At 71.0% G+C, this 21,042-nt stretch carries 29 protein-coding genes and 3 tRNA genes; 8 read left to right on the top strand and 24 right to left on the bottom strand.

Features of this window, described 5'->3' with window-relative positions:
- Nucleotides 1-90 precede the first annotated feature (90 nt).
- From ACIPJI_RS02710 to ACIPJI_RS02615, 20 genes are all read right to left on the bottom strand, one after another.
- Nucleotides 91-564 carry a hypothetical protein gene (locus tag ACIPJI_RS02710; RefSeq protein WP_402244042.1) on the bottom strand — a complete coding sequence of 158 codons (474 nt, stop codon included), beginning with the start codon at nt 562-564 and terminating at the stop codon, nt 91-93.
- A gap of 107 nt (nt 565-671) precedes the next feature.
- Nucleotides 672-884: a helix-turn-helix domain-containing protein gene (locus ACIPJI_RS02705; RefSeq protein ID WP_402244040.1), complete on the bottom strand. Its 213-nt coding sequence runs from the start codon at nt 882-884 to the stop codon at nt 672-674.
- A 2-nt stretch (nt 885-886) separates the two neighbouring features.
- Nucleotides 887-1,315 (bottom strand): hypothetical protein, encoded by a 429-nt coding sequence (locus tag ACIPJI_RS02700; protein ID WP_402244038.1) that lies wholly within the window; start codon nt 1,313-1,315, stop codon nt 887-889.
- Complete coding sequence (locus tag ACIPJI_RS02695) at nt 1,312-1,491, bottom strand: hypothetical protein (RefSeq protein ID WP_402244036.1); 180 nt, start codon at nt 1,489-1,491, stop codon at nt 1,312-1,314. The genes ACIPJI_RS02700 and ACIPJI_RS02695 overlap by 4 nt, the downstream gene beginning before the upstream one ends.
- On the bottom strand, nt 1,491-1,808 hold the full coding sequence (locus tag ACIPJI_RS02690; protein WP_402244034.1) for a hypothetical protein: 318 nt from the start codon (nt 1,806-1,808) through the stop codon (nt 1,491-1,493). Before ACIPJI_RS02690 ends, ACIPJI_RS02695 begins: the two co-directional genes overlap by 1 nt.
- A gap of 28 nt (nt 1,809-1,836) precedes the next feature.
- Nucleotides 1,837-2,067: a hypothetical protein gene (locus ACIPJI_RS02685; protein WP_402244032.1), complete on the bottom strand. Its 231-nt coding sequence runs from the start codon at nt 2,065-2,067 to the stop codon at nt 1,837-1,839.
- Nucleotides 2,036-2,404 carry a WhiB family transcriptional regulator gene (locus tag ACIPJI_RS02680; RefSeq protein ID WP_402244030.1) on the bottom strand — a complete coding sequence of 123 codons (369 nt, stop codon included), beginning with the start codon at nt 2,402-2,404 and terminating at the stop codon, nt 2,036-2,038. Before ACIPJI_RS02680 ends, ACIPJI_RS02685 begins: the two co-directional genes overlap by 32 nt.
- The gene (locus ACIPJI_RS02675) at nt 2,404-2,724 is read right to left on the bottom strand and encodes a hypothetical protein (RefSeq protein WP_402244029.1); all 321 of its coding nucleotides are present in this window, start codon (nt 2,722-2,724) and stop codon (nt 2,404-2,406) included. Before ACIPJI_RS02675 ends, ACIPJI_RS02680 begins: the two co-directional genes overlap by 1 nt.
- The gene (locus tag ACIPJI_RS02670; protein WP_402244027.1) at nt 2,711-3,391 is read right to left on the bottom strand and encodes a helix-turn-helix domain-containing protein; all 681 of its coding nucleotides are present in this window, start codon (nt 3,389-3,391) and stop codon (nt 2,711-2,713) included. Before ACIPJI_RS02670 ends, ACIPJI_RS02675 begins: the two co-directional genes overlap by 14 nt.
- Entirely contained in the window at nt 3,388-3,972 is a 585-nt protein-coding gene (locus ACIPJI_RS02665; RefSeq protein ID WP_402244025.1) for a RusA family crossover junction endodeoxyribonuclease, read from the bottom strand. Before ACIPJI_RS02665 ends, ACIPJI_RS02670 begins: the two co-directional genes overlap by 4 nt.
- Nucleotides 3,972-4,733, bottom strand: coding sequence for a hypothetical protein (locus tag ACIPJI_RS02660; RefSeq protein WP_402244024.1), 762 nt, complete (start codon nt 4,731-4,733; stop codon nt 3,972-3,974). The genes ACIPJI_RS02665 and ACIPJI_RS02660 overlap by 1 nt, the downstream gene beginning before the upstream one ends.
- 2 nt (nt 4,734-4,735) lie before the next feature.
- Complete coding sequence (locus ACIPJI_RS02655) at nt 4,736-4,993, bottom strand: hypothetical protein (protein WP_402244022.1); 258 nt, start codon at nt 4,991-4,993, stop codon at nt 4,736-4,738.
- The gene (locus ACIPJI_RS02650; RefSeq protein ID WP_402244021.1) at nt 4,986-5,291 is read right to left on the bottom strand and encodes a hypothetical protein; all 306 of its coding nucleotides are present in this window, start codon (nt 5,289-5,291) and stop codon (nt 4,986-4,988) included. Before ACIPJI_RS02650 ends, ACIPJI_RS02655 begins: the two co-directional genes overlap by 8 nt.
- Nucleotides 5,288-6,013, bottom strand: coding sequence for an exonuclease domain-containing protein (locus ACIPJI_RS02645; protein ID WP_402244019.1), 726 nt, complete (start codon nt 6,011-6,013; stop codon nt 5,288-5,290). Before ACIPJI_RS02645 ends, ACIPJI_RS02650 begins: the two co-directional genes overlap by 4 nt.
- A 97-nt stretch (nt 6,014-6,110) precedes the next feature.
- Nucleotides 6,111-7,094: a recombinase RecT gene (locus ACIPJI_RS02640; protein ID WP_402244017.1), complete on the bottom strand. Its 984-nt coding sequence runs from the start codon at nt 7,092-7,094 to the stop codon at nt 6,111-6,113.
- Nucleotide 7,095: 1 nt separating this feature from the next.
- The gene (locus tag ACIPJI_RS02635; protein WP_402244016.1) at nt 7,096-8,160 is read right to left on the bottom strand and encodes a YqaJ viral recombinase family protein; all 1,065 of its coding nucleotides are present in this window, start codon (nt 8,158-8,160) and stop codon (nt 7,096-7,098) included.
- Nucleotides 8,157-8,924: a hypothetical protein gene (locus ACIPJI_RS02630; protein WP_402244014.1), complete on the bottom strand. Its 768-nt coding sequence runs from the start codon at nt 8,922-8,924 to the stop codon at nt 8,157-8,159. The genes ACIPJI_RS02635 and ACIPJI_RS02630 overlap by 4 nt, the downstream gene beginning before the upstream one ends.
- Nucleotides 8,925-8,947: 23 nt before the next feature.
- Nucleotides 8,948-9,148, bottom strand: a complete 201-nt coding sequence (locus ACIPJI_RS02625) for a hypothetical protein (RefSeq protein WP_402244012.1) — start codon at nt 9,146-9,148, stop codon at nt 8,948-8,950.
- A complete protein-coding gene (locus ACIPJI_RS02620) occupies nt 9,145-9,459 on the bottom strand; it encodes a hypothetical protein (RefSeq protein ID WP_402244011.1) in 315 nt (104 codons plus the stop codon). The genes ACIPJI_RS02625 and ACIPJI_RS02620 overlap by 4 nt, the downstream gene beginning before the upstream one ends.
- An 86-nt stretch (nt 9,460-9,545) precedes the next feature.
- Nucleotides 9,546-9,896: a helix-turn-helix transcriptional regulator gene (locus tag ACIPJI_RS02615; protein WP_402244009.1), complete on the bottom strand. Its 351-nt coding sequence runs from the start codon at nt 9,894-9,896 to the stop codon at nt 9,546-9,548.
- Between the two features lie 221 nt (nt 9,897-10,117).
- On the opposite strand from ACIPJI_RS02615, the gene ACIPJI_RS02610 reads away from it, so the two are divergent.
- The gene (locus tag ACIPJI_RS02610; protein WP_402244008.1) at nt 10,118-10,504 is read left to right on the top strand and encodes a hypothetical protein; all 387 of its coding nucleotides are present in this window, start codon (nt 10,118-10,120) and stop codon (nt 10,502-10,504) included.
- A 118-nt stretch (nt 10,505-10,622) separates the two neighbouring features.
- The gene (locus tag ACIPJI_RS02605) at nt 10,623-11,438 is read left to right on the top strand and encodes a hypothetical protein (protein WP_402244006.1); all 816 of its coding nucleotides are present in this window, start codon (nt 10,623-10,625) and stop codon (nt 11,436-11,438) included.
- Between the two features lie 424 nt (nt 11,439-11,862).
- Here ACIPJI_RS02605 and ACIPJI_RS02600 read toward each other — a convergent pair.
- The 3 genes from ACIPJI_RS02600 to ACIPJI_RS02590 form a co-directional block, all read right to left on the bottom strand.
- Nucleotides 11,863-11,936 (bottom strand) — tRNA-Ile (locus ACIPJI_RS02600).
- 211 nt (nt 11,937-12,147) lie between these two features.
- Nucleotides 12,148-12,220 (bottom strand) — tRNA-Asn (locus ACIPJI_RS02595).
- A gap of 5 nt (nt 12,221-12,225) precedes the next feature.
- Nucleotides 12,226-12,298, bottom strand: a tRNA-Asn gene (locus tag ACIPJI_RS02590).
- A gap of 173 nt (nt 12,299-12,471) precedes the next feature.
- Here ACIPJI_RS02590 and ACIPJI_RS02585 point away from each other — a divergent pair.
- The 4 genes from ACIPJI_RS02585 to ACIPJI_RS02570 all read left to right on the top strand — a co-directional run bounded on the left by ACIPJI_RS02585 (nt 12,472) and on the right by ACIPJI_RS02570 (nt 18,056).
- Complete coding sequence (locus ACIPJI_RS02585; RefSeq protein WP_356620886.1) at nt 12,472-12,774, top strand: YtxH domain-containing protein; 303 nt, start codon at nt 12,472-12,474, stop codon at nt 12,772-12,774.
- Between the two features lie 67 nt (nt 12,775-12,841).
- The gene (locus tag ACIPJI_RS02580) at nt 12,842-14,287 is read left to right on the top strand and encodes an FGGY family carbohydrate kinase (RefSeq protein WP_402244004.1); all 1,446 of its coding nucleotides are present in this window, start codon (nt 12,842-12,844) and stop codon (nt 14,285-14,287) included.
- A gap of 116 nt (nt 14,288-14,403) precedes the next feature.
- Nucleotides 14,404-16,137: an ABC transporter ATP-binding protein gene (locus ACIPJI_RS02575; protein ID WP_356620888.1), complete on the top strand. Its 1,734-nt coding sequence runs from the start codon at nt 14,404-14,406 to the stop codon at nt 16,135-16,137.
- Nucleotides 16,134-18,056: an ABC transporter ATP-binding protein gene (locus tag ACIPJI_RS02570; protein WP_402244002.1), complete on the top strand. Its 1,923-nt coding sequence runs from the start codon at nt 16,134-16,136 to the stop codon at nt 18,054-18,056. Before ACIPJI_RS02575 ends, ACIPJI_RS02570 begins: the two co-directional genes overlap by 4 nt.
- 77 nt (nt 18,057-18,133) lie before the next feature.
- On the opposite strand, the gene ACIPJI_RS02565 is transcribed toward ACIPJI_RS02570, so the two are convergent.
- Nucleotides 18,134-19,234 carry an RNA polymerase sigma factor gene (locus tag ACIPJI_RS02565; RefSeq protein WP_189468087.1) on the bottom strand — a complete coding sequence of 367 codons (1,101 nt, stop codon included), beginning with the start codon at nt 19,232-19,234 and terminating at the stop codon, nt 18,134-18,136.
- A gap of 187 nt (nt 19,235-19,421) precedes the next feature.
- Here ACIPJI_RS02565 and ACIPJI_RS02560 point away from each other — a divergent pair, with 187 nt between their 5' ends.
- Together ACIPJI_RS02560 and ACIPJI_RS02555 are read left to right on the top strand one after the other, a co-directional pair.
- Nucleotides 19,422-20,036, top strand: coding sequence for a hypothetical protein (locus tag ACIPJI_RS02560; protein ID WP_356620890.1), 615 nt, complete (start codon nt 19,422-19,424; stop codon nt 20,034-20,036).
- Nucleotides 20,033-21,016: a nucleotidyl transferase AbiEii/AbiGii toxin family protein gene (locus ACIPJI_RS02555; protein WP_402244001.1), complete on the top strand. Its 984-nt coding sequence runs from the start codon at nt 20,033-20,035 to the stop codon at nt 21,014-21,016. Before ACIPJI_RS02560 ends, ACIPJI_RS02555 begins: the two co-directional genes overlap by 4 nt.
- Nucleotides 21,017-21,042 lie beyond the last annotated feature (26 nt).

The raw sequence follows: 21,042 nt of genomic DNA, 5'->3' as shown, positions 1-21,042 counted from the left end.
GCCCTACTCGTTGCCTAATGTTGCACTCCTATGTTGCATGGTCAAGTTGCAACACTAGGATGGGTTACGGGCCGTCTCCGGGCCACCCCGTCACTGACCGGCCCCGGGAACGATCCGCAGTCGCTCACGCCTCACGGCGTCCTCCAGCGCGCCCCACCGACGCAGCAGCGTCCGCCGCTGCCTGTCGGTCAGGCGCACGGCCCTGGACACCACCGAGACCACAACCGCCCCCTGCGCGCACCACGTGGGGAACAGGTCCTCCGTCGACTCCTCGACCGCCCCCAACGGCTCGACCACGTACAGGTCCCCGAGCCACCACTTGGAGGCGTAGAACCGGGCGTACTCCCGGTCCGTGGTGATGTAGATGCGGTCCGGCCGCTCCGTGAGCGGGTCCACGTTGCCCAGGCCGGGCACGATCGGCTGCTCGCCGGCGGCTTTCGCCGCGCAGATCGGGCAGCCGTCCACGGTGTTGGGCCGGTGCGGGGCGAGCAGGTCACCAGGGTTGAGGCCGGGCACGCCGCCGTGGAAGTACCGCACGGCATCCGGCTGCTGGAGTGAGGTCATGAGGAGACTCCGCGTGTGGGACGAGGAACACCCCGGGCACACGACCGCGCCCGGGGACGAAGAAGAAGGGGTGTCCGGACACCGGCGGGACAGGTGTCCGGACAGGGTCAGCGGGAGCCGCCGCGACCGCGCAGCTTGACCTGGGCTTCCAGCAGCAGGGTGCGCGCGGTGCCGTACGACAGGTCCGTCCCGGAGGCCAGGGCCCGGATCGAGGACCCGGCGTCGTACCCCTCGGCGAGTTCGCGCGCGACCCGGGCCCGGTCCTCGCCCCGCAGTCGGGGCCGGTAGCTGGTGGTCAGACGGGCGGTGGTGCTGGACATGGTCAAGTCCTCTCGGTGCAAGGGTTGGTGAGCCCGGCCCGCAGCAGACCGGACACGAGGGCAAGCAGGGCGCACACGAACTCCGTGAGCACCCGGGGGTCGCCGGCCTCGGCGGCGGAGCGGAACAGGGCAACGGTCATCTCCCGGTCCCCCCGCCCGTACGCGGCCAGGAACCGGGCCACGGCCAGCCTGTGCGGATCGGCCGGCGCCGAGCCCTCCGTGAGCAGCCCGCACAGGGGCCCGTCCAGAGCAGACTCCTGCAGCGCGGTCCGTACGGCTTCGGCAGCCGCGATGCACAGGCCGTACACGTCGGCGTCGTCCCCGTGCTGGACTACGTGGTCCAGCACGGCCGCGGCCCCGTCGAATTCGCCGACGACGAGGTGGTCCAGGAGGTCGCCCACCAGGGGCCCCAGACCGGCCGGGCCAATCACTCCTCCACCTCCCTGGTGGGCGTGGGCAGGGCATCCAGGGCATCGCCCAGGAGGTCGGCCAGGTGCCGTCTGTACGCGCACAGCTCCGGGTCCGTGGACCTCTCCGCGCACGCGATCAGGCACTCCACTGCCTCCGCGACGTCGCCGGGGCCGAGCCCGGTGAGCACCAGGGCCATCACACCCGCCCGGGTGCAGACGCGATGTCCGCCTCGACCATGGCGGCGAGGCAGGCGGCCTCCGCCTCGGCGGGCGCGAGCCGTGGGGTCTGGGCGCGAGGCTGGACACGGCGGTCCACTCCGGCCTGGGCCCACCACAACGCGAGCTCCACGGACGAGATCGCCTCGGACTCCTCGCGCGACCCCGGCACCAGCTCGTGGACCAGCAGGGCGAACTCCTGTGCCGCCGCTGCCAGTCGGGCCTTTATGGCCGTCCGCGCCTCGTCGGCCGCCGGCGGCGCGAAGCGGGTACGGATCTCTTTCTCGGTGATCGCCACGAGGGCTCCGTTCTCGGGGTGGTGTTGGTCAGGTCAGTCGTTCGTTCTCGTAGGCCGCGGCCATGTCCTGGTGCTGCTGGTTCAGGGCGGCCTCGGCACACGTCTTGTGCGCCGCCTTGCGCTGGGAGTCCCGGAGTTGGGTGGGCTCCCCGCAGTACCGGCAGGGGCGGGCCTGCTGGCTCCAGTGCCGGGAGTCCGTCCAGTCCAGGAGCCCCCCGGGCGGGGGGTCAGGCTGCTGCTGGAGCCGGCGCCTGGGCATCGGCCGCCTCCTTCGCCGCGGCCTCCTCCTTGAAGCGGGCGGCGGCGTGCTCGGCTGCCCGGCGCAGGATCTCCGCCCGCTCGTGCTCGTCCAGGCCGCCCCAGACCCCGAACGGCTCGCGCCGCTCCAGGGCCTCGATCTGGCAGCGCCCGGACACCGGGCAGGCGCGGCAGATCTCCTTTGCCATGGCCGTCATCGCGATGACGTCGGCCTCGCTGCCCTCCGGGAAGAACACCGTGGGGTCCTCGTGACGGCACGCGGCACGCCGGTCCCAGTGCGCCGGCCGCGCGACGGTGTCCGGGGCCCGATGCGGGCCGTAGTGGGTCGGACGAGGCATCAGCGCTCTCCCTCCTCGTCGTGTCCGGACACCGCCGGACAGTGCTCGGCGGACACGTCCGGACGCGTCTCCGCGCAGATCAGCGCATCGTTCGCGGCCGGGTCCGGGCCGGTGTCCGCGACGTGGCGGACAACCTCACGGACAGCAGTCCGGACGGTTGTCCGCAGGGGAGGCCGGCCGCTGCGGTGACGGCCGGTCGGGCGCAGCCGCCACCAAGTGGCGGCCGCGAGCAGGACGGCGAGCGCTGGGCCCCACAGCGGCGCCGTGGTCGCCACCGTGATGAACACGTCCACGACGATCAGGAGGTCAAGGGCGGTCATTGGTCAGCCCCGCCTCATCCCGCCACCGGGTGACCGTGCGCTCCGCGATGCCGAGCCGCTCCGCGATCTCCTCCGCGCCCAGGCCGGCGTCGCGAGTCATCACGACCACGGCGTACCGCTGCTCGACCTCGGTCAACTCCGGCAGCGGGTGGTCCCCCCGCATGACCCGCTCGACCGCCACGAGGTCCACGTCCCTGTGCCATGTCGCGCAGTCCGGCGGCACCAACACCCCGCGCGGCGCCTTCCGCTGTTCCGTGGCGCGCCGCTCCTCACGGAGGACGCGGTCCTCGAGGTGGGCACCTGCCACGCACCGGGGGTAGCCGCACGACGGGCCGACCTTCCCCTCCGCCTCCCGCTCGTGGTGGATCCGGAAGGCGTACCGGTACGCGGTCTCGGCCTCCAGGCCGTGCCGCAGCAGCGGGGTGCCGTGCTCGTTCGTCGGCCCGGTCCAGTGGAGGTGGCCACCCTCGACGGCTACGGTCCGGGTCTCGAATGCCTCCTGCCACGTCTCGCAGGAGCGCCGGCGACCGCGCTGGTACGGCGGCACCCCGGCCGCGGCCCGGACCCGGCGCACGCGTGCCGGGCTGACGCCCAGGGTGCGGGCGACCGCGAGATTGGACCGGTCGGCGCCGGCCAGCGCGGCGGCGATGTCCTCTCTGGTGATCACTCGTCCACCGCCTTCGGCCGCTCGATGGGCCAAAGGCGCACGGTGCAGCCGGGCCCGTCGAGGACTCCGGGCACCACACCGTGGTCGGTCGTGTAGTGCTTCCCGAGCTGCCGGTACTCCACGATCAGCGCGTCGTCCCCGTACACCCCGGCCGTCGTCAGCGCGTCCTCCGTGGACCGCACCAACTTGCTCAGGTCCGGCTTGACGTGCGGGCGCACCGGCGCCGAGGGGCGCACGAGGCCGGCGTTCCGGCCGGAGCCCATGTGCCCCTTCGGCCTGTCGAAGGAGAACACCATGTCGACCGCGAGCGGCCCGTCCAGCTTCGTGAAGCCCTTGTTCCTTGTGCGGGCCGCGACCGCTGCCCACACCACGGCCTCACGCCACGGCTTGACCTTCGCGGACGACTCGATCATGCGGCCGCCGCCGACGTGCCGCTTACTGCCCTGGGGACCGGGCAGGCCGCGCACGACGACCACCAGCGCGGGCGCCGGCGGCTCCTCCGTCGCCTCCGTCGCCTCCTCGCCCTCGGCCACCGGGGCCGGGGGCGGTGCCTCGACCTCGAACAGGGGGAAGGTCTCCATCACGCCTCACCACCCGACGAGACGCCGTCCACGCGCCACTGCGGCTGGTCGGCGTCGGCCGTCTCGTCCTGTACCAGGGGGATGTCTCCGGCCGTCCAGGACGACGGCAGCGGCGGCGCCAGGGTGATGTTCGTGAGCACCAGGTCGTCGGCGTGCTCGGTGTAGCAGTTGGCGTTGGCCTCCAGGAACTTGCCCGGCAGCTCCTCGGCCTTGAGTCCGGTGGCGCTGGTGAGCTGGTCCAGGAGCACGGTCGCCGGCTCCGTCAGGCTCCACCCCACGACGATCACGCGCGCCGTACGGGCGTTCACGTCGACCAGCTCCACCTCCACGGGAGTGGTGAACCTGGGCTCGTCCCGGGCCGCGAGGTACGTGGCGCCGAGTTCGGTGATGGCCGGGAGGGAGTCGATGAACCCGACGTAGCGCAACTGCGTCAGGGGGGTCATCTGCTCGGCGTGCTCGGGGACCGCCGTACCGGCCGCGATGGCGCGCAGCGCGGCCTCCACGTCGACCGCCAACGGCTTGAGCTCGGCGCGCATCGTCGCGCGGAGCTTCCCGGCCCGCCAGGCCGCCGTGCCCTGCGTCTCCTCCGACGAGCACGGGCAGCCGGCGACCGTCTCCAGGGTGTCCCTGGACGCGGTGTGGCCGAAGCACTCCAGGATGGACGTCGCGCCCTTCTCGCAAAGAGCGGCCGTGCAGCACGGGCAGTTGGGGCACACCTTCGCGGCCGGACGCACGTACTCCGGGCCGAACGTCTCGGTCATGGTCACTGGTCTCCAGGGGTGTCGTGCCCGCAGTTCCAGCAGCTCCGGGAGCCGTCGGCGTGGACGGCGTGGGGCCGGGTGCGGTGCTCGTTGGGGCAGGGGTGGAACTCGCACGGCTCGGCGTTGGCGGGGAGGGCCAGGGCGAAGCGGCGGGCGTGGCGCCGGCTCTGGACGAGCGGGGCGACGATGTACGCCGCGGCCGTCACCAGCCCGGCACTGCACGCCGTCACGCTCACGCCGATCAGGTAGAGGTCACTCACCGGACGCACCGCCTTTCGCCGGCACCGGGGCGAGCGTCCCGGCACGGTCGACGGCCTCGCGGCACAGGTAGTCGAGCGAGCGGTGCTCAGCGCGGATCTGCCGGTCCAGGCTGATCCGGGCGCCCTCGGCGAGGTACAGCAGGCGGGAGGTCTCGCGGAGCTGGATGCGCAGTGCCTCGGCCTCACGGCTCAATGCGGTCTTCTCGGCGCGGAGCCGCTCGTTCTCGACCTGGCACACCTGGGCGGCGGCCTCAGCGGCAGCCACCTGCCGCGCGGCGCGGCGGGACATACGGCTCATGACCGCACCTCCGCCAGCGCGGTCGGGATCAGTGGCCAGTCCAGCCGGACGCTCGCGGCAAGATGCTCCTTGCCGTCCGTTCTGGCGAAGTAGTCCCGCAGCCCTTCGGCCTGCTCGCGCGCCCAGTGAACTTGCTCCTGGTGGAGGTGCCCCAGCTCCATGCGCGTGAGCCACCGGTGCCGGTTGGCGAGCTTCCACGTCACGGCGCACGCCGCGACCGCGTCGGCCTGGGCCGTGTGCGCGTTGTCGAGCTGCACCACGTAGTGCCGGCACAGGTCGGTCAGGGTCCGGCCGCCCTTGCGAAACCGGTCCACCTTCTTGTCCAGGACTCGCGGGTCCAGCACGCGCGGGGCAGCGCGCTCGACCAGCGGACGCACGCCGTGGCGCCGTGCCTCCCGGTCCAGCATGGTCAGGTCGAACTGCGCGTTCATGGCGACGATGGGCACGCCAGCGTCCGCGGCCTCGGCCAGCGCGTCGGTGATCTCCGCGATCACGTCCGGGGCCGGGCGCCCCGCAGAGCGGGCGTACTCCGTCGTGACGCCGTGCACGGCGGTCGCCCCGGCGGGGATGTCGACACCCGGGTCCGCCAGCCACGTCCGTCCGGTGGTGGGCTGCCCGCCGCCGTAGTGGACGACCGAGGCGGTGACGATGCGGTCGTGCTCCGGGTCGGTCCCGGAAGTCTCAAGGTCGAAGCCGCAAAAGGGCTTCCGATGCCAGCTCATGCCGTTCCTTCCGACGTGCAGAGACCGGACCCCGGGGGGCCCGCCACGGCCGGGCGGCCGTGACGAGTCCCCACAGGGAAGGGGCGAGGGGCCGGTATCACCGGCGACCGCCCCGGTTCTTCTTGGGCTTGGACCGGCCCCGACCCTTGCCCTTGACGGGCAGCGGCTGGACGGCGATCAACTGGGGTGCCTCGGCGGCTCGGTGCGCTCGCTCCGCCTCCGCGACCAGCGCGGCCGTCTCCGGGTCCGGGGCTTGGAGGATCTGGAGCTGTCCGGCGTCGCCGGCGTCCTCGACGGCGCCGAGTGCGCGCAGCTCCGCCGAGGTCGGCACGACCTTCTCCAGGCGGCGGATCGCCGACTTCAACCACATGTCGTCAAAGCGGAGGTGCCAGAAGGAGTCCCGCGCGCCGGACTCCTCCGCGCGTCGGTACGCCTCGCTGTACTCGTCGCGGATCTCCTGGGCGTCCTCCCGGTTGAGCAGGACCACCTGGGACCGGCCGCCACCCTTCATCCGGCAGAACGCGTAGGCCAGTTTTGCCTCGCCGCGCTCGGCCTTCGACAGGTCCGGCCGCGGCTTGTGCGTGAAGTCCAGCGGGTACGGGGCGGTGGGCTCGTAGCTCCACTCCTCGTGCTCGTGGATCATCAGCACGTGGACCGACTCCACCCGGCCGGACCGGTACATCAGCTCGACGTAACCCCGGTAGGTCGGAATGAACGTGGCCACGTTCCCGGACGCGGTGATGACGGCCTGCTGACCGTCCGGGATCAAGCCGAACCGCGCACAGGTCAGCAGGGCCTGGAGTTTGGACGCCGGGGTGCACCGGCTGAGCGAGGGCAGGACGGCGCGCACGGCGGCGAAGAACGGCCCGGTCTCCAAGTGGGAGGGCAGGGCCTCGTTGAAGTGCTCCTCGTATCGGCGCAGCCACTCCATGACGCCCTCGGCACCGTCCGGGTGGCCGGCGCCCTGCTCGCCCTCGCCGTCCGGCGTCCGGTCGTGTTGCACGTCGTCCAGGGCCGAGCCGACCGGCCCGGTGCCGTGCGCGGTGGCGGCCTTCACTCGATCCTTGAGGCTGCTCGCCATGTCACAGCTCCTTCGCGGGCACGCGCAGCTGACGTGCGCGGTACTGGCGGTAGACGGTGGGGTGGTCGGCCTTGAGCCGGTCGGTGTCGAGCACCTCGACGGTGTGCATGTACTTCGCGGCCAGTTCCGGCTGCTCCTCGCGGAAGCGCTTCGGGGCGAAGGTGCTGTTCTGCTTCCAGGTCCAGGCCACGGCGTTGCCGACCTTCGCGATCTCGGCGGACTCGGCCATCAGCCGCATCTCGTTTTCCACCGTGGTGAGTTCCGTGTTCAGGGCCTTGATCTGGTCCGTGAGGCGGGCACGCTGGGCGCGCAGCGCGCGAGCCCGCTCCAGGTCGACTTCCACGATGTCCTCGGGCTTGGCGACCCACAGGCGGCCCAGCAGTTCCTTCGTGGCCTCCAGGCCATCGGCCGGCGGCGGGAATCCCTCGACCACGTGGCGCTGGTACCAGTCGCCGCAGTGCTGGACGAGGTAGCCGATCAGCTCCTCGTCGCGCTCCAGCCGGTGGTAGCGCAGCCGGTTCCCGCCGATGAGGGCCGCGACCCATGCGTAGTCCCAGCCGCCCACAGCCATGTACCAATGGGCCTGGATCGCCGGGGAGTCGGGGACGCCTTCCTCCCAGTCGTCAGCCTGGTACTCCGACCTGTTCTTGCACTCGACCGGGGCCACGACGGCGCCCGCCTCGTCCAGCGCGTAGCGGTCGACGTTGGCGAGCATCCACGGGTGCTCGTTGTGGACGAGGGTGCCGGGCGGGGTGACGATCGGGACGTTCGCGCGGCGGGAGAAGCTGCGGGCGATGACGTCCTCCAGCTCTCGGCCGAACTCCATCGCCTCGTTGTCGGCCTCGGTGTCCCGGCCGTGCTTGGCCTCGTAGACGTGGCGCGGCCCCCGGTACTTGTCCAGGCCGAGGATCGCGGCGACATCCGAGCCGCCGATCCCGGAGCGGCGCACCTCGTGCCACTGGTCGGCGGAGGCGGTGGCGGGGAGCAGCAGGCGAGCGGTCGGCGCATCGGGCCGACCGGCGGCCGGGGCCTGGGCCCCGGACCGCTCGGTGGTGGTGATGGTCACGCGTGGTCCCTCGTGTTCGTGATGGTGCGGACGGAGACTGCGGGCGAGGCGACGGCGGTCAGGAAGGTCGCGGCCTGCCGGGCGGACATGTGGCCCCTGCGCTTGGTCAGCTCGGTGCGCACGAGCACGGCGGCGTTGCCGTAGCCGTGGTCCTCCAGCACCTGAGCGGCCTGCTTGGCGTGCATCGCTCGCCGTTCACGGGCCGCGGCCAGGACCACGGCCACCGGGCCGGTCCTGTCGTGCGGCTGGAGGGCAGGGGTGCCGTCGGTCGGCGGCAGGAACCGGCGCTCCCGGGACTCCTTGACGACGGCCTCGTACACGTCCGCGTGGCCGCACGGGTTGGACCACCGGTCCACGACCAGATACGCGCCGTCGTGGTGGAAGCGGTGGGGAGTGACGGCGTCCCAGCCGCGCGGGCCGCCGCAGTTCGGGCACAGGGTGGAGATGGTCACGGTGATCACGCCCGCGCCCTCGTACCCGGAGCCGTCCCCGTCGTGCCGAACCCGTACGGTCATGCGGTCCGGCAGCGGCTCCACCGGTACATCGCCGGCGACGTACCGGATCCACACCGCCTCGTCCTCACCGGCGCGGGCGGCGTACGCCTCGAAGTCGCCGCCAGGCAGGTACGCGCGGTACTTGTCGCTGCCTCGCTGGATCTGCTGGGCGACACCCTTGGCGGTCATGCTGCTGGGGTAGAGGCCGGCGAGCATCCACGTGCCGCGCTGGGCGCGAGCGGCGGCCGCCACGGCGGCGTGGTCGGACACGGCCCGATGCGTTGAACCTCGCATCACTGCCCCTCCCTCGCATGCGGGAGGGAGGACAGGGCCACGAAGGCGGCCCTCTGCGACGGGTGGCGCAGTACCGCGCAGTGCTGGCAGTCCTCGGCGTGGTCCGGCTCCAGGACGGCCGTCGAGTGGCGGTACGCCACCACGGAGGCCACCAGCAGGACGAAGCAAGCGGCCATGGCGGCCAGGATCAGGGCGCTCACCGGGCACCCCCGAGGGGGGCCTCGGGGTAGCTCGCCCACACGTGCACCGGCACGTCGCGCCAGGTGGTGGTGAGCTGGGCCAGTCCCAGCCGGTCACCGGCCCGGGTCAGGACGGTGTGGGCGGCGGTGCCGCCGAGGATCTGCGCGCAGTCGTCAACGACCTGGCCGTGGCCGGTCTCGGCGTGCTGCTCGCCTTCGAGGACGCCGAGCGTGGTGATCGACCACGTCAAATCGGCGATCTCGGGGTGCTCCGTGAGGAGCTGGCTCAGCGCCGTGGCGGCGCTGGCTTGGGGGTTAGAGTGTGCGGTCACGGTCCCTCGATTCACTGGGGTTGAGGTGACTGGGTTGGCGGGGCTGGTCGGACCCGGCACGGTCCGGTCGGCCCCGTCCGCCGCTCTCACGCGGCGCGAAAGTCCCCTGACTGGGGATCAGAACTCGCCAAAATCGGCGCGGAGTTGGGGGTCTCACCCCCCTCGCGGACCCCACTGGTCACGTCGCTGGCGGCAGTTACGCGCTTCGCCTCCAGGACGACCACGGGGCAGTTGAGCGCGGCCGCGAACTTGAGCAGGGTCTCGGGGGTGGCGTTACGCCGACCCGCCTCGATGTCTCCCATCAGTTGCTCGCTGATTCCGCACTTCGCGGCCAGGGCCCGTTTGGTGAGACCCGCTTTCTCGCGGGCGTACGTCACGGCCTCCGGCGCATGGTTAAAAGGGGCACCTTTACGGCGCCGCTTGCGCGGGTGGTTCATGATTCGAAACTAGCGCGTAGTAGCGCGTAGTGCAAGGAAGTGCGTAGTAGTACTGGGGAGGCGTGAAACTACGCGCTCGCGCGCCCCCAACACGCCACCCACCACGGGGCCGCTAGCGCAGTAGCGCGTAGTCGTGCGAAGCTGCCCGCATGAATTCGAGTTCGCGACCTGCCCCCCCACTTGAGGCCGCGCTCATCGCAGAGGCGCTCAAGAGAACCCGCATGTCCGCCCGCAAGGCAGCGAGCCAGGCGGGCCTGAGCGATGCGCGCTGGCGCCAGATCGTCAGCGGCTACCAGTCGGTCAGCGGGGCCTACATCCCTGTCCGAGCGCCGGCCGAGACCCTCGCCCGCATGGCCCAGGTTGTGGGCGTCAGCCCCGAGGAACTAGCCGAGGCAGGCCGCGAGGACGCCGCCCAAGAGCTCAGGGCGACGCGCAAGCCATCGACAGCGTCGGGGAGTTACGCGAACGACCCGACCATCGACGCCATCGCCACCCTGTTGGCCACTCTCCCGCCCGAAGCGCAGGACGAGGTGCTGCGGCGCGTCGGCCGGGGGGAACCCAATCGCTCGACCGACCGAACGCACGGTCAGGAGCGTCAAGCGAGTTGACAGATGTCACAGGATCGTTACGTTGCGTACATCCACTGTTCCGCTTAGTGGAAAATATGCCCGTGTCAGGTACATGATGACCTCTTGGACAGGTAGAACCTGAACCTAGGGGGCGCATGTGACAGACGTGCTGATAGCCGGAGTTCTTGGAGCTGCGGTCTTCGCGATCTTTCTCCTGTACCGGTCCCACGTGAAGCACACGCAACTCATCAACGAACTGCGCGCCGAACTCACCGCGCAGAAGATCGCCGCCCTGACGCAGACTCACCTTCGCGACCCCACGGTCGAAGTGGACTGCCGTGAAGAGGGCCGCGCGCGCCAAAAGGGCCACCTCACTCTGCTCTGCGGAGGAGGGGTGGCGTCCGCACTCGCATGCATCGGTGACCGGTGTCAATCCGCCTGGAAGGGCCACCGGCGTCTCGCTGCAACAGCGGCAGCTACGACTGTTGCCGTAGCCGGGACCGCCGTAGTCGTCCTCGTAGTGGCCTCCGGTGACAGTTCAGGCGCGACCAACGCCCAGAAACCGGGCGCCACCGCGACCGCGACGGAAGTCGATCCGAGAGGGACCAAGGAGCCGGGTCGGCGTGAACGACCCGCAGTGGTGGAGATTCAGGCGACCAACGCGGCTCAGCACACCACGACCTACAAGGAGGGCGGCGCTGCACCCCTCCTCCAGAAGGAAGGGCAGGTCCTCAGCGCCACCGGAGGCAGCGACGGGACGAGCACGGTGCCGACCACGACGCCGGACCGGCGCATGACGCCGGCGCCGACCCCCACGCCGGCGCCGGACCTTCCGGGCACCACAAGCCCGACTCCCTCGAAGCCCCCGACCACCACCGCCCCCACCCCGAAGCCCTCTCCCCCGGCACCATCCACCCATGCCGAAGTCTGTGTCCTCGGTTTGCCCGTGCTCGGCCTCTGCCTCGCCAGCTAACCGACCCCCGGGAGGTGATGTACGTGGAAGCACACGCCCCACCCCCATTCGGAACAGCCCACTACGGCAGCCATAGATCAAACTGAGGGGCCCCGAACGCCGACCGGGGCCCCTCTTCCATTTCGGTGGCCAGGCGTCACAACCGCCCTGGTACGCCAACCGATGGGCCGAACACCTCCCATGCGTGGCGTACGACACACGGCGCCGCGTGCTCCCGCGAGCCGCCCAGTCCGGGAGCGTCCTACCCTGCCGAATCACGGCCGTGTGCGAACCCGCCGTTCGAGGAAGGGCCCGTGAACTTCCCCGACGGTTCGGGCGAGCATTGGGCGAGCTAACGATCTTGGAGCAAACAGAAAGACCCCCGCCGAAGCGGGGGTCTACCTGTACGCCCAGGTCAAACGGGTGAACCTGCGGCGTGTCGCTGTGGGGCGGGTGGGACTCGAACCCACGGCCGACGGATTATGAGTCCGCTGCTCTAACCGGCTGAGCTACCGCCCCTAACGGCGCGTCGCGCACATTTGTGCGCGCCGTCTGCCGCAGCATAGCCGGTCATACGATCTCCTGCCTCGCATGGTCGACAACGCTCGACCATGAGGACTTCGCTGCGGCCCACGCGGTTCCGGATGTAGCCGGGAACACACCGAACGCGTTGTCCGGGCTCCCGTACGCGCACATGAAAAAGGGCCCCGAGGGGCCCTCTTCCCATCTGCTCCCCCGGCTGGACTCGAACCAGCAACCCTCCGGTTAACAGCCGAATGCTCTGCCAATTGAGCTACAGGGGATCGCGCTCCCCCGACTGGACTCGAACCAGTAACCTGCCGGTTAACAGCCGGCTGCTCTGCCAATTGAGCTACAGGGGATTGCTGCGTGTGCACCGAACGTACCTACCCGGGGCGTCCCAGGGGGCGTGCGCTCGCTGCGACACATACATTAGCGCAACCAGGGGGGTGCTCCGCCAATCGGTATGGCGCCGGGTGATCACAGGTCCCGACGGGTAGGCGGGCAGCACCGACGCAACGGAAGGGTGTCACCCATGCGGTACAAGCTCACGTTCGTCGCGGGACTGGCCATCGGCTTCGTGCTCGGGACACGAGCCGGGCGCGAGCGCTACGAGCAGCTCAAGAAGTCCGCGCGACAGATCTCGCAGAACCCGGCGGTCCGCAACGCCGCCGAGTCCGCCGCCCACAACGGCCGCGAAGCGGCGGGCAAAGCCTTCCACGCGGTCAGCGACAAGGTCGGCGACCGGGTTCCCGACACGGTGGCGGACCGGGTGCGGGCGCTCCGGGAGCGGGGCGGCGGCAACGCCGAGGACGACTGGGGAACGACCAACACCTGAGGCGGCCGGTCACGGTGCCCGGCAGGCGTGACGCCGGGCACCGCCCGCGTACGGCAGAATTCCGGACATGGGGATAGTCGCCGGGTTGGACAGTTCGTCTGGGTTCACGCGCATCGTCGTCTGCGACGCGGACACGGGAGCCGTGCTGCGTCAGGGGTGTGCGCCGCACCCCCTCGAACCCAAGGCCACCGACATCGATCCGCAGGCGTGGCTGCTCTCGCTCGGCGAGGCGGCCACCGGCGGCCTGCTCGAGGGCGTCCAGGCGATCGGGGTCTCCGCGCAGCAGCACGGCCTGATCACACTGGACGCCCAGGGCGCTCCGGTGCGCCCGGCCCTGCTCGGCAACGACAAGCGGGCGCAGGCCGCCGCGGCCGATCTCATCGACGCCCTCGGCGGCCGGCAGGCATGGGCGGAAGCGGTCGGTTCGGTGCCGCAGTCCGGGCAGCCGGTGGCGAAGCTCCGCTGGCTCGCCCGCACGGAGCCGGACGCGGCACGTCGCGTCGCCGCCGTGATGCAGCCGCACGACTGGCTGGTGTGGCAGCTGCTGGGCCGCCCGGCCCGCAGGACCACGGACCGCGGCGGCGCGTCCGGCACCGGCTACTGGTCGGCCGGCACAGGGGCGTACCGCTCCGATCTCGTCGAGCTGGCGCTCGGGCAGCAGTGCGCGCTTCCCGAGGTGCTCGGCCCAGCGGAAGCCGCGGGCACCACACCGGAAGGGCTGCTGATCTCGGCGGGCACCGGCGAGACGATGGCGGCGGCCTTCGGTCTCGGGGTGGCCGTCGGGGACGCGGTGGTGTCGCTGGGGGCGTCCGGTTCCGTGATGGCCGTGCACCACGAGGCGCTGCCCGACCCGAGCGGGACGATCACCTCGTTCGCCGACGCGACCGGGATGCATCTGCCGGTGGTGCACACCCTCAACGCCGTGCGGGCCCTGCGCGGCAGCGCGGAACTGCTGGGCGTCGCCGACCTCTCCGAGCTCTCGACGCTGGCCCTGAAGTCGACGCCCGGCTCGTCCGGGCTGGTGCTGCTGCCGTACCTGGAGGGCGAGCGGACACCGCAGCTGCCGCACACCGCGGGCACGCTGACCGGTCTGCGGCGCGAGTCGATGAAGCCTGAGCACATGGCGCGGGCCTCGTTCGAGGGCATGCTCTGCTCGCTGGCGGACGCGATGGACGTGCTGCGCCGGCGGGGCGTGGAGGTGCGCCGGGTGTTCCTGCTGGGGGCGGCCGCCGAGCTGCCCGCCGTGCAGGCGCTCGCACCGGCGATCTTCGGCGCGCAGGTCGTCGTGCCGCAGCCGGCCGACTACGCTGCCCTGGGCGCGGCCCGGCAGGCGGCGTGGGCGCTGGGCGTCGCGCACGGGACGCTGTCCCCGCAGGCCCCGCCGGCCTGGCAGGGCGCCGCGGCGCAGGTGTTCGAGCCGGGCGAGGAACTGGCGGTCGGACAGGCGGTGCGTCAGCAGTACGGCGCGACGCGGGACCAGATCCACCCCGGGGCGTTCGACGCCACGTCGTGACGCGCGGTCGTACCAGCTGTTCTTGACCGGCGCTTGGGGAAAACTCTTGGGGTTTTACCGACCCGGTGTCGGAAGATGGGGTGACCCCCGATCTTGCCGAGCCCGAGAGACAGCGCGTGCTGATACGACTGCTGCGGACCTATCTCAGTCCGTACAAGAAACCCATTGGCTTCCTGGTGGCGCTGCAACTGCTGCAGACCAGCGCCACCCTCTATCTGCCCACCCTGAACGCGGACATCATTGACAACGGTGTCGTCAAGGGCGACACCGGCTACATCCTGGCCCTCGGCGCCCTGATGATCGGCGTCAGCGTCGTCCAGGTGCTCTGCAACATCGGGGCCGTGTTCTACGGGGCGCGGACGGCTGCCGCGCTCGGCCGGGACGTCCGTGCCGACATCTTCGGCCGGGTGCAGAGCTTCTCCGCCCGCGAGGTCGGCCACTTCGGGGCGCCGTCGCTCATCACCCGCACCACCAACGACGTCCAGCAGGTCCAGATGCTGGTGCTGATGGCGTTCACCCTGATGGTGTCGGCGCCGATCATGTGCGTCGGCGGCATCGTGATGGCGCTCGGCCAGGACGTGCCGCTGTCGGCGGTGCTGCTCGCGGTCGTGCCGGTGCTCGGCATCTGCGTCTCGCTGATCGTGAAGAAGATGCGGCCGCTGTTCCGCACCATGCAGGAGCGGCTCGACACGGTGAACCGGGTGCTGCGCGAGCAGATCACCGGCAACCGCGTGATCCGGGCCTTCGTACGGGACGAGTACGAGAAGGGGCGCTTCCGCGAGGCGAACCAGGAGCTGACCGACGTCTCGATGTCCACCGGCCGGCTGATGGCGCTGATGTTCCCGACCGTGATGACGGTCGTGAACGTCTCCTCGGTCGCCGTCGTCTGGTTCGGCGCGCAGCGCATCGACAGCGGCGCCATACAGATCGGCGCGCTGACCGCGTTCCTCGCCTATCTGATGCAGATCGTGATGGCCGTGATGATGGCCACCTTCATGTTCATGATGGTGCCGCGCGCCGAGGTGTGCGCGGAGCGCATCCAGGAGGTGCTGGACACCGACTCGAGCGTGGTGCCGCCGCTCGCGCCGGTGACGGAGCTGCGCAGCCGTGGTCAGCTGGAGATACGGGGCGTCGACTTCCGCTACCCCGGTGCCGAGGAGTCGGTGCTGCGGGGCGTCGACCTGGTGGCACGCCCGGGCGAGACGACCGCGATCATCGGCTCCACGGGCAGCGGCAAGTCGACACTGCTCGGCCTGGTGCCGCGGCTGTTCGACGTGACGGGCGGCGAGGTGCTCGTCGACGGGGTCGACGTGCGGGAGCTCGAGCCGGCGCTGATGGCGAGGACCGTGAGTCTCGTGCCGCAGAAGCCGTACCTCTTCTCCGGGACCGTGGCGACCAACCTCCGCTACGGCAAGCCCGACGCGAGCGACGAAGAACTGTGGCAGGCGCTCGAGACGGCGCAGGCGGCCGACTTCGTACGCGGTCTGGAGGGCGGGCTCAACGCCCCCATCGCCCAGGGCGGCACGAACGTGTCCGGCGGGCAGCGCCAGCGGCTCGCGATCGCGAGGACGCTCGTCCAGCGGCCGGAGATCTATCTCTTCGACGATTCGTTCTCGGCACTCGACTACGCCACGGACGCGGCGCTGCGTGAGGCGCTCGCCCGCGAGACGTCGGGCGCGACGGTCGTGATCGTCGCCCAGCGGGTGTCGACGATCCGCGACGCGGACCGGATCGTGGTCCTCGACGAGGGCAGGGTCGTGGGGACCGGAAGCCATCACGAGCTGATGGAGAGCAATGAGACGTACCGAGAGATCGTGCTCTCGCAGCTGACGGAGGCTGAGGCCGCATGAGCGGGCCGGGTGGACGCATGATGACGGGTCCCGTCGAGCGATCGATGGACTTCAAGGGCTCGGGCAAGCGACTGCTGCGGCAGCTCGCGCCCGAGCGGGCGACGCTGTGGGTGATGCTCGCGGCCGGTGTGCTGAGCGTCGCCTTCGCGGTGGTCGGGCCGAAGATCCTCGGCCGGGCGACCGACCTGATCTTCGCCGGGATCGTCGGTCGGCAGATACCGGCGGGCACCTCCAAGGAACAGGCACTGGAGGGCATGCGGCGCAGCGGCGACGAGGGTCTCGCGGACATGCTCTCCGGTGTGGAGTTCGTCCCCGGCGAGGGCATCGACTTCAACGCCGTCGGCGACGTCCTGTTGCTGGCCCTGGCCGTGTTCGTGGCCGCCGGACTGACGATGCTGGTGGCGACGCGACTGTCGATCACGGTCATCAACCGCACCGTGTACCGGATGCGCGAGGACGTGCAGGCGAAGCTGTCGCGGCTGCCGCTGTCGTACTTCGACAAGGCCAAGCGCGGCGAGGTGCTCAGCCGGGCCACCAACGACATCGACAACATCTCGCAGACCCTGCAGCAGACGATGGGTCAGATGATCAACTCGCTGCTGACCATCGTCGGTGTGCTGGCCATGATGTTCTGGATCTCACCGCTGCTGGCGCTGGTCGCGCTGGTGACGGTGCCCGTGTCCGTCTTCGTGGCGGCGAAGGTGGGCAAGCGGTCGCAGCCGCAGTTCGTGGCGCAGTGGAAGTCGACGGGCGCTCTCAACGCCCATATCGAGGAGATGTACACCGGCCACTCGCTGGTGAAGGTCTTCGGTCGCCAGGAGGAGTCGGCGCGGGGCTTCGCCGAGCAGAACGAGGCGCTGTACGAGGCCGGGTTCAAGGCGCAGTTCAACAGCGGCATGATGCAGCCGCTGATGTTCTTCATCTCCAACCTGAACTATGTGCTGGTGGCGGTCGTCGGCGGTCTTCGGGTCGCGTCCGGTTCGCTGTCGATCGGTGATGTGCAGGCGTTCATCCAGTACTCGCGGCAGTTCTCGATGCCGCTGACCCAGGTCGCCTCGATGGCGAACCTGGTCCAGTCGGGCGTCGCGTCCGCCGAGCGGATCTTCGAGCTGCTGGACGCCGAGGAGCAGGAGACGGACGCTCCGTCCGCGGAGCGGCTCGAGCGGCCCCGCGGCCAGGTCTCGCTGGAGAAGGTGTCGTTCCGCTACGACCCCGACAAGCCCCTCATCGAGGACCTGTCGCTCGCCGTCGAGCCGGGGCACACCGTCGCGATCGTCGGCCCGACCGGTGCGGGCAAGACCACGCTGGTCAATCTGCTGATGCGGTTCTACGAGGTGACCGGCGGGCGGATCGCGCTCGACGGCGTCGACGTCGCCAAGATGTCCCGCGAGGACCTGCGTTCCCAGATAGGCATGGTGCTCCAGGACACCTGGCTGTTCGGGGGCACCATCGCGGAGAACATCGCGTACGGGGCCTCTCGTGAGGTCACTCGCGAGGAGATCGAGGAGGCGGCGCGGGCCGCGCACGCCGACCGGTTCGTCCGCACGCTGCCCGACGGCTACGACACCGTCATCGACGACGAGGGTTCGGGCGTCAGCGCGGGCGAGAAGCAGCTGATCACCATCGCGCGGGCGTTCCTGTCCGATCCGGTGATCCTGGTGCTGGACGAGGCGACGAGCTCCGTCGACACCCGCACGGAGGTGCTGATCCAGAAGGCGATGGCGCGGCTCGCGCACGGGCGGACGAGCTTCGTGATCGCGCACCGGCTCTCGACCATCCGGGACGCGGACGTGATCCTGGTGATGGAGGACGGGTCGATCGTCGAACAGGGCACGCACGAGGAACTGTTGGCGGCGGACGGGGCGTATGCGCGGCTGTATTCGGCGCAGTTCGCGCAGGCGGTGGTGGAGGTGGAGTGACGGGAGGGCCCGGGGACTCCGCCCCCCCGGACCCCACACCGCCGACGGCGGCGCGGGGTCCGGGGCGCAGGCACCGGTCAGTCGAGGTAGCCGCGGAGTTGGTCCGCGAACGCGTGGTCGCGGAGCTTGTTGAGGGTCTTCGACTCGATCTGGCGGATGCGTTCGCGGGTCACTCCGAACAGGCGGCCGATCTCCTCGAGCGTGCGGGGGCGGCCGTCGTCCAGGCCGTAGCGCAGCTGGACCACCTTGCGTTCGCGCTCGCCCAGCGTGGACAGCACCGCGTCCAGGTGTTCGCGCAGCAGCAGGAACGCGGCGGACTCGACCGGGGACGCCGCGTCGCCGTCCTCGATGAGGTCGCCGAGGGCGACGTCGTCCTCCTCGCCCACCGGGGCGTGCAGGGACACCGGCTCCTGCGCCAGCCTCAGCACCTCGCTGACCCGCTCCGAGGTCAGTTCGAGGTGGGTGGCGACCTCTTCCGGTGTGGGCTCGTAGCCCCGTTCCTGCAGCATCCGGCGCTGGACCCGCACCACGCGGTTGATCAGTTCGACGACATGGACGGGCACCCGGATGGTGCGGGCCTGGTCGGCGAGGGCGCGGGACATGGCCTGGCGGATCCACCACGTCGCGTACGTGGAGAACTTGTAGCCGCGGGCGTAGTCGAACTTCTCCACCGCCCTGATCAGGCCGAGATTCCCCTCCTGGACGAGGTCGAGCATGGTCAGGCCGCGGCCGACGTACCGTTTGGCGACGGAGACGACGAGGCGGAGGTTCGCCTCGATGAGACGCCGTTTGGCCATCCGTCCCATGACGACGAGCCGGTCGAGGTCGACGGCCAGCTGCGAGTCCGGGTCCGGGGTGTTCGCGAGCTTCTCCTCCGCGAAGAGACCGGCCTCGACCCGGCGGGCGAGCTCGACCTCCTCCGCGGCGGTCAGCAGCGGGATGCGGCCGATCTCCCGCAGGTACTGGCGGAACAGGTCGGAGGACGGGCCGCCGGTGTCCGCGCCGCGTCCGGTGCGCCGAGGGGGCTCCGGAGGTTCGACGGCCTCCTCGATCAGACTGCCCGGCAGGGCGTCGGGGTGCCCAGCGGGCAGGCCCTGCGCGGGCACCTGCTCGACCGCGGTCGCGAGGACTGCCGCGACGGCGTCGGTATGGGTCTCGGTCAGGGTCTGGGTCTGCACGGGGCGACCTCCAGGGTGATCGCTGCCGGTCGGGGGCGGGGGCAGCTCCGAGGGCTCAGGCACCGCCACCCAGTGTGGGGTACGACACATCACCGCCACGAGGGGCGTGCGACGACTTTTTGAGACCCGTGCGTGACCGGCCGGTTACTCGGATGCCGGACGTCCGTCCCTTTGGGAGACTGCGCCGGTGAACAGGCTGTGCGAGTACGAGACCCATGTGACGGTGCGCTGTACGGACGACGCGGCGCGCGCCGGGCTGGACTCGTGGGCGGGGGCCGCGGGTCTGAAGGTGACGCACATCGTGCTCGCCCGGGGCCGGATGGTGTCCCAGCCGATGCTGACCCTGCGGGGCACCGAGGACCTGGCCTCTCAACGGGCGGCGGCCGACCGGCTGGTGGCGCGGCTGCGCGCCGGCGGTTTCGACCCGGTGCGGGTGAAGATCGAGACCATGCCGTGGTCACCGGAGGTCCGCACCACGGACGGCGGCTACTTCGAGCACCATCTGAAGCTGCTGCTCGAGGAGGACTTCGACCGCGAGGCGCTGACCGCCCTGGCGGTGCGCCACGGTGCTCATCTGTCGTGGAACGCGCGCCGGGTGGCATCGGCGGGCCGGCACGAACGGTTCGTGACGCAGCGCCGCCGCGGCGTCCCCGCCGAGGAGGCGGGCGCGGCATGTGACGCGCTGACGGCCGAGTTGACCGCCGAAGGGTTCGAGATCCTCGGTGAGGAGCGGGAGTTCGTGCTGTACGACAGCGACCTGTCGGTGGACGACGGTTGGATCGACGAGGGGGCGCAACGATGAACGCGAGCTGGGAACCGACGATTCCGGGGGGTCCTGACGACCCGGCGGAGCCGAAGGAGGAGCGCCTGCGGCGCCGGACGGAGCTGCCGCGCACGCTGCACGCCGGCGTGGGGCCCGGCGCGTCCAGGCACCGGCTGTTCGACCCTGCCCTGAAGCACTTCGACAGCGCGTACCGGCCCGCCGACTCCGTGGTGCCCGAAGAGCTGCGCCCCGCCTGGGGGGCGGCGCGACGACGCGCGCTGGAGAGCGTCGTCACCGCGGTCTCCCGTTCGGGGTGGGCCGGTTCGCTGGTGCTGCGCGGCAGCATGCTGCTGGCGGACCGGTTCGGGGACGCCGCGCGGGAGCCGAAGGACCTCGACTTCGTCGTCGTCCCCGCCCACTGGCGCATCGAGGAGGAGCGCACCACGGCGATGCTCGACGACATCGCCTCGGCGGCGCAGCGCTGTACGCAGGAGCACGGAGACGGCCCGGTCATCGACGCGGCCGGCGCCGAGTCCGAGTACATCTGGACGTACGAGCGGGTGCCGGGCCGCCGCATGGTGCTGCCGTGGCAGGCACCCGGGCTGCCCGCCGGCCAGGTCCAGCTCGACTTCGTGTTCAACGAGCAGCTTCCGGTGGACCCCCGGCCCGGGACCGTGTGCGGTGTGCCGCTGCTGACGGCGACCCTCGAACTGTCGCTCGCCTGGAAGGTGGTGTGGCTGATCGACGACCTGTATCCGCAGGGCAAGGACCTGTACGACGCGGTACTGCTGGCCGAACGGGGCCCGTTGCGGAACGCGCTCCTCCAGGAGGTGTTCCGGCTGTCCGGGAACGAGTTGCCCTCCGGTGGGCAGGAGGAGCTCCGCCTGGAGGACCTCCGGGAGTCCCTGAAACACCTGGACTGGAACCACTTCGTCCTGGACTACCCGCAGTTCGCCGACGGCAGGGACGAGTACGTCCGGCGGCTGCTGGCCGCGCTGGCGCCCACGTTCGCCGCGTAGGTGTCACGGAGCGGCGCCGCGGGCGC

The sequence above is a fragment of the Streptomyces sp. NPDC086835 genome (assembly GCF_044745705.1).
Taxonomy (GTDB): domain Bacteria; phylum Actinomycetota; class Actinomycetes; order Streptomycetales; family Streptomycetaceae; genus Streptomyces.
The sequence above is the reverse complement of the archived record's forward strand: the minus strand, read 5'-3'. Positions and strand labels throughout refer to the sequence as shown.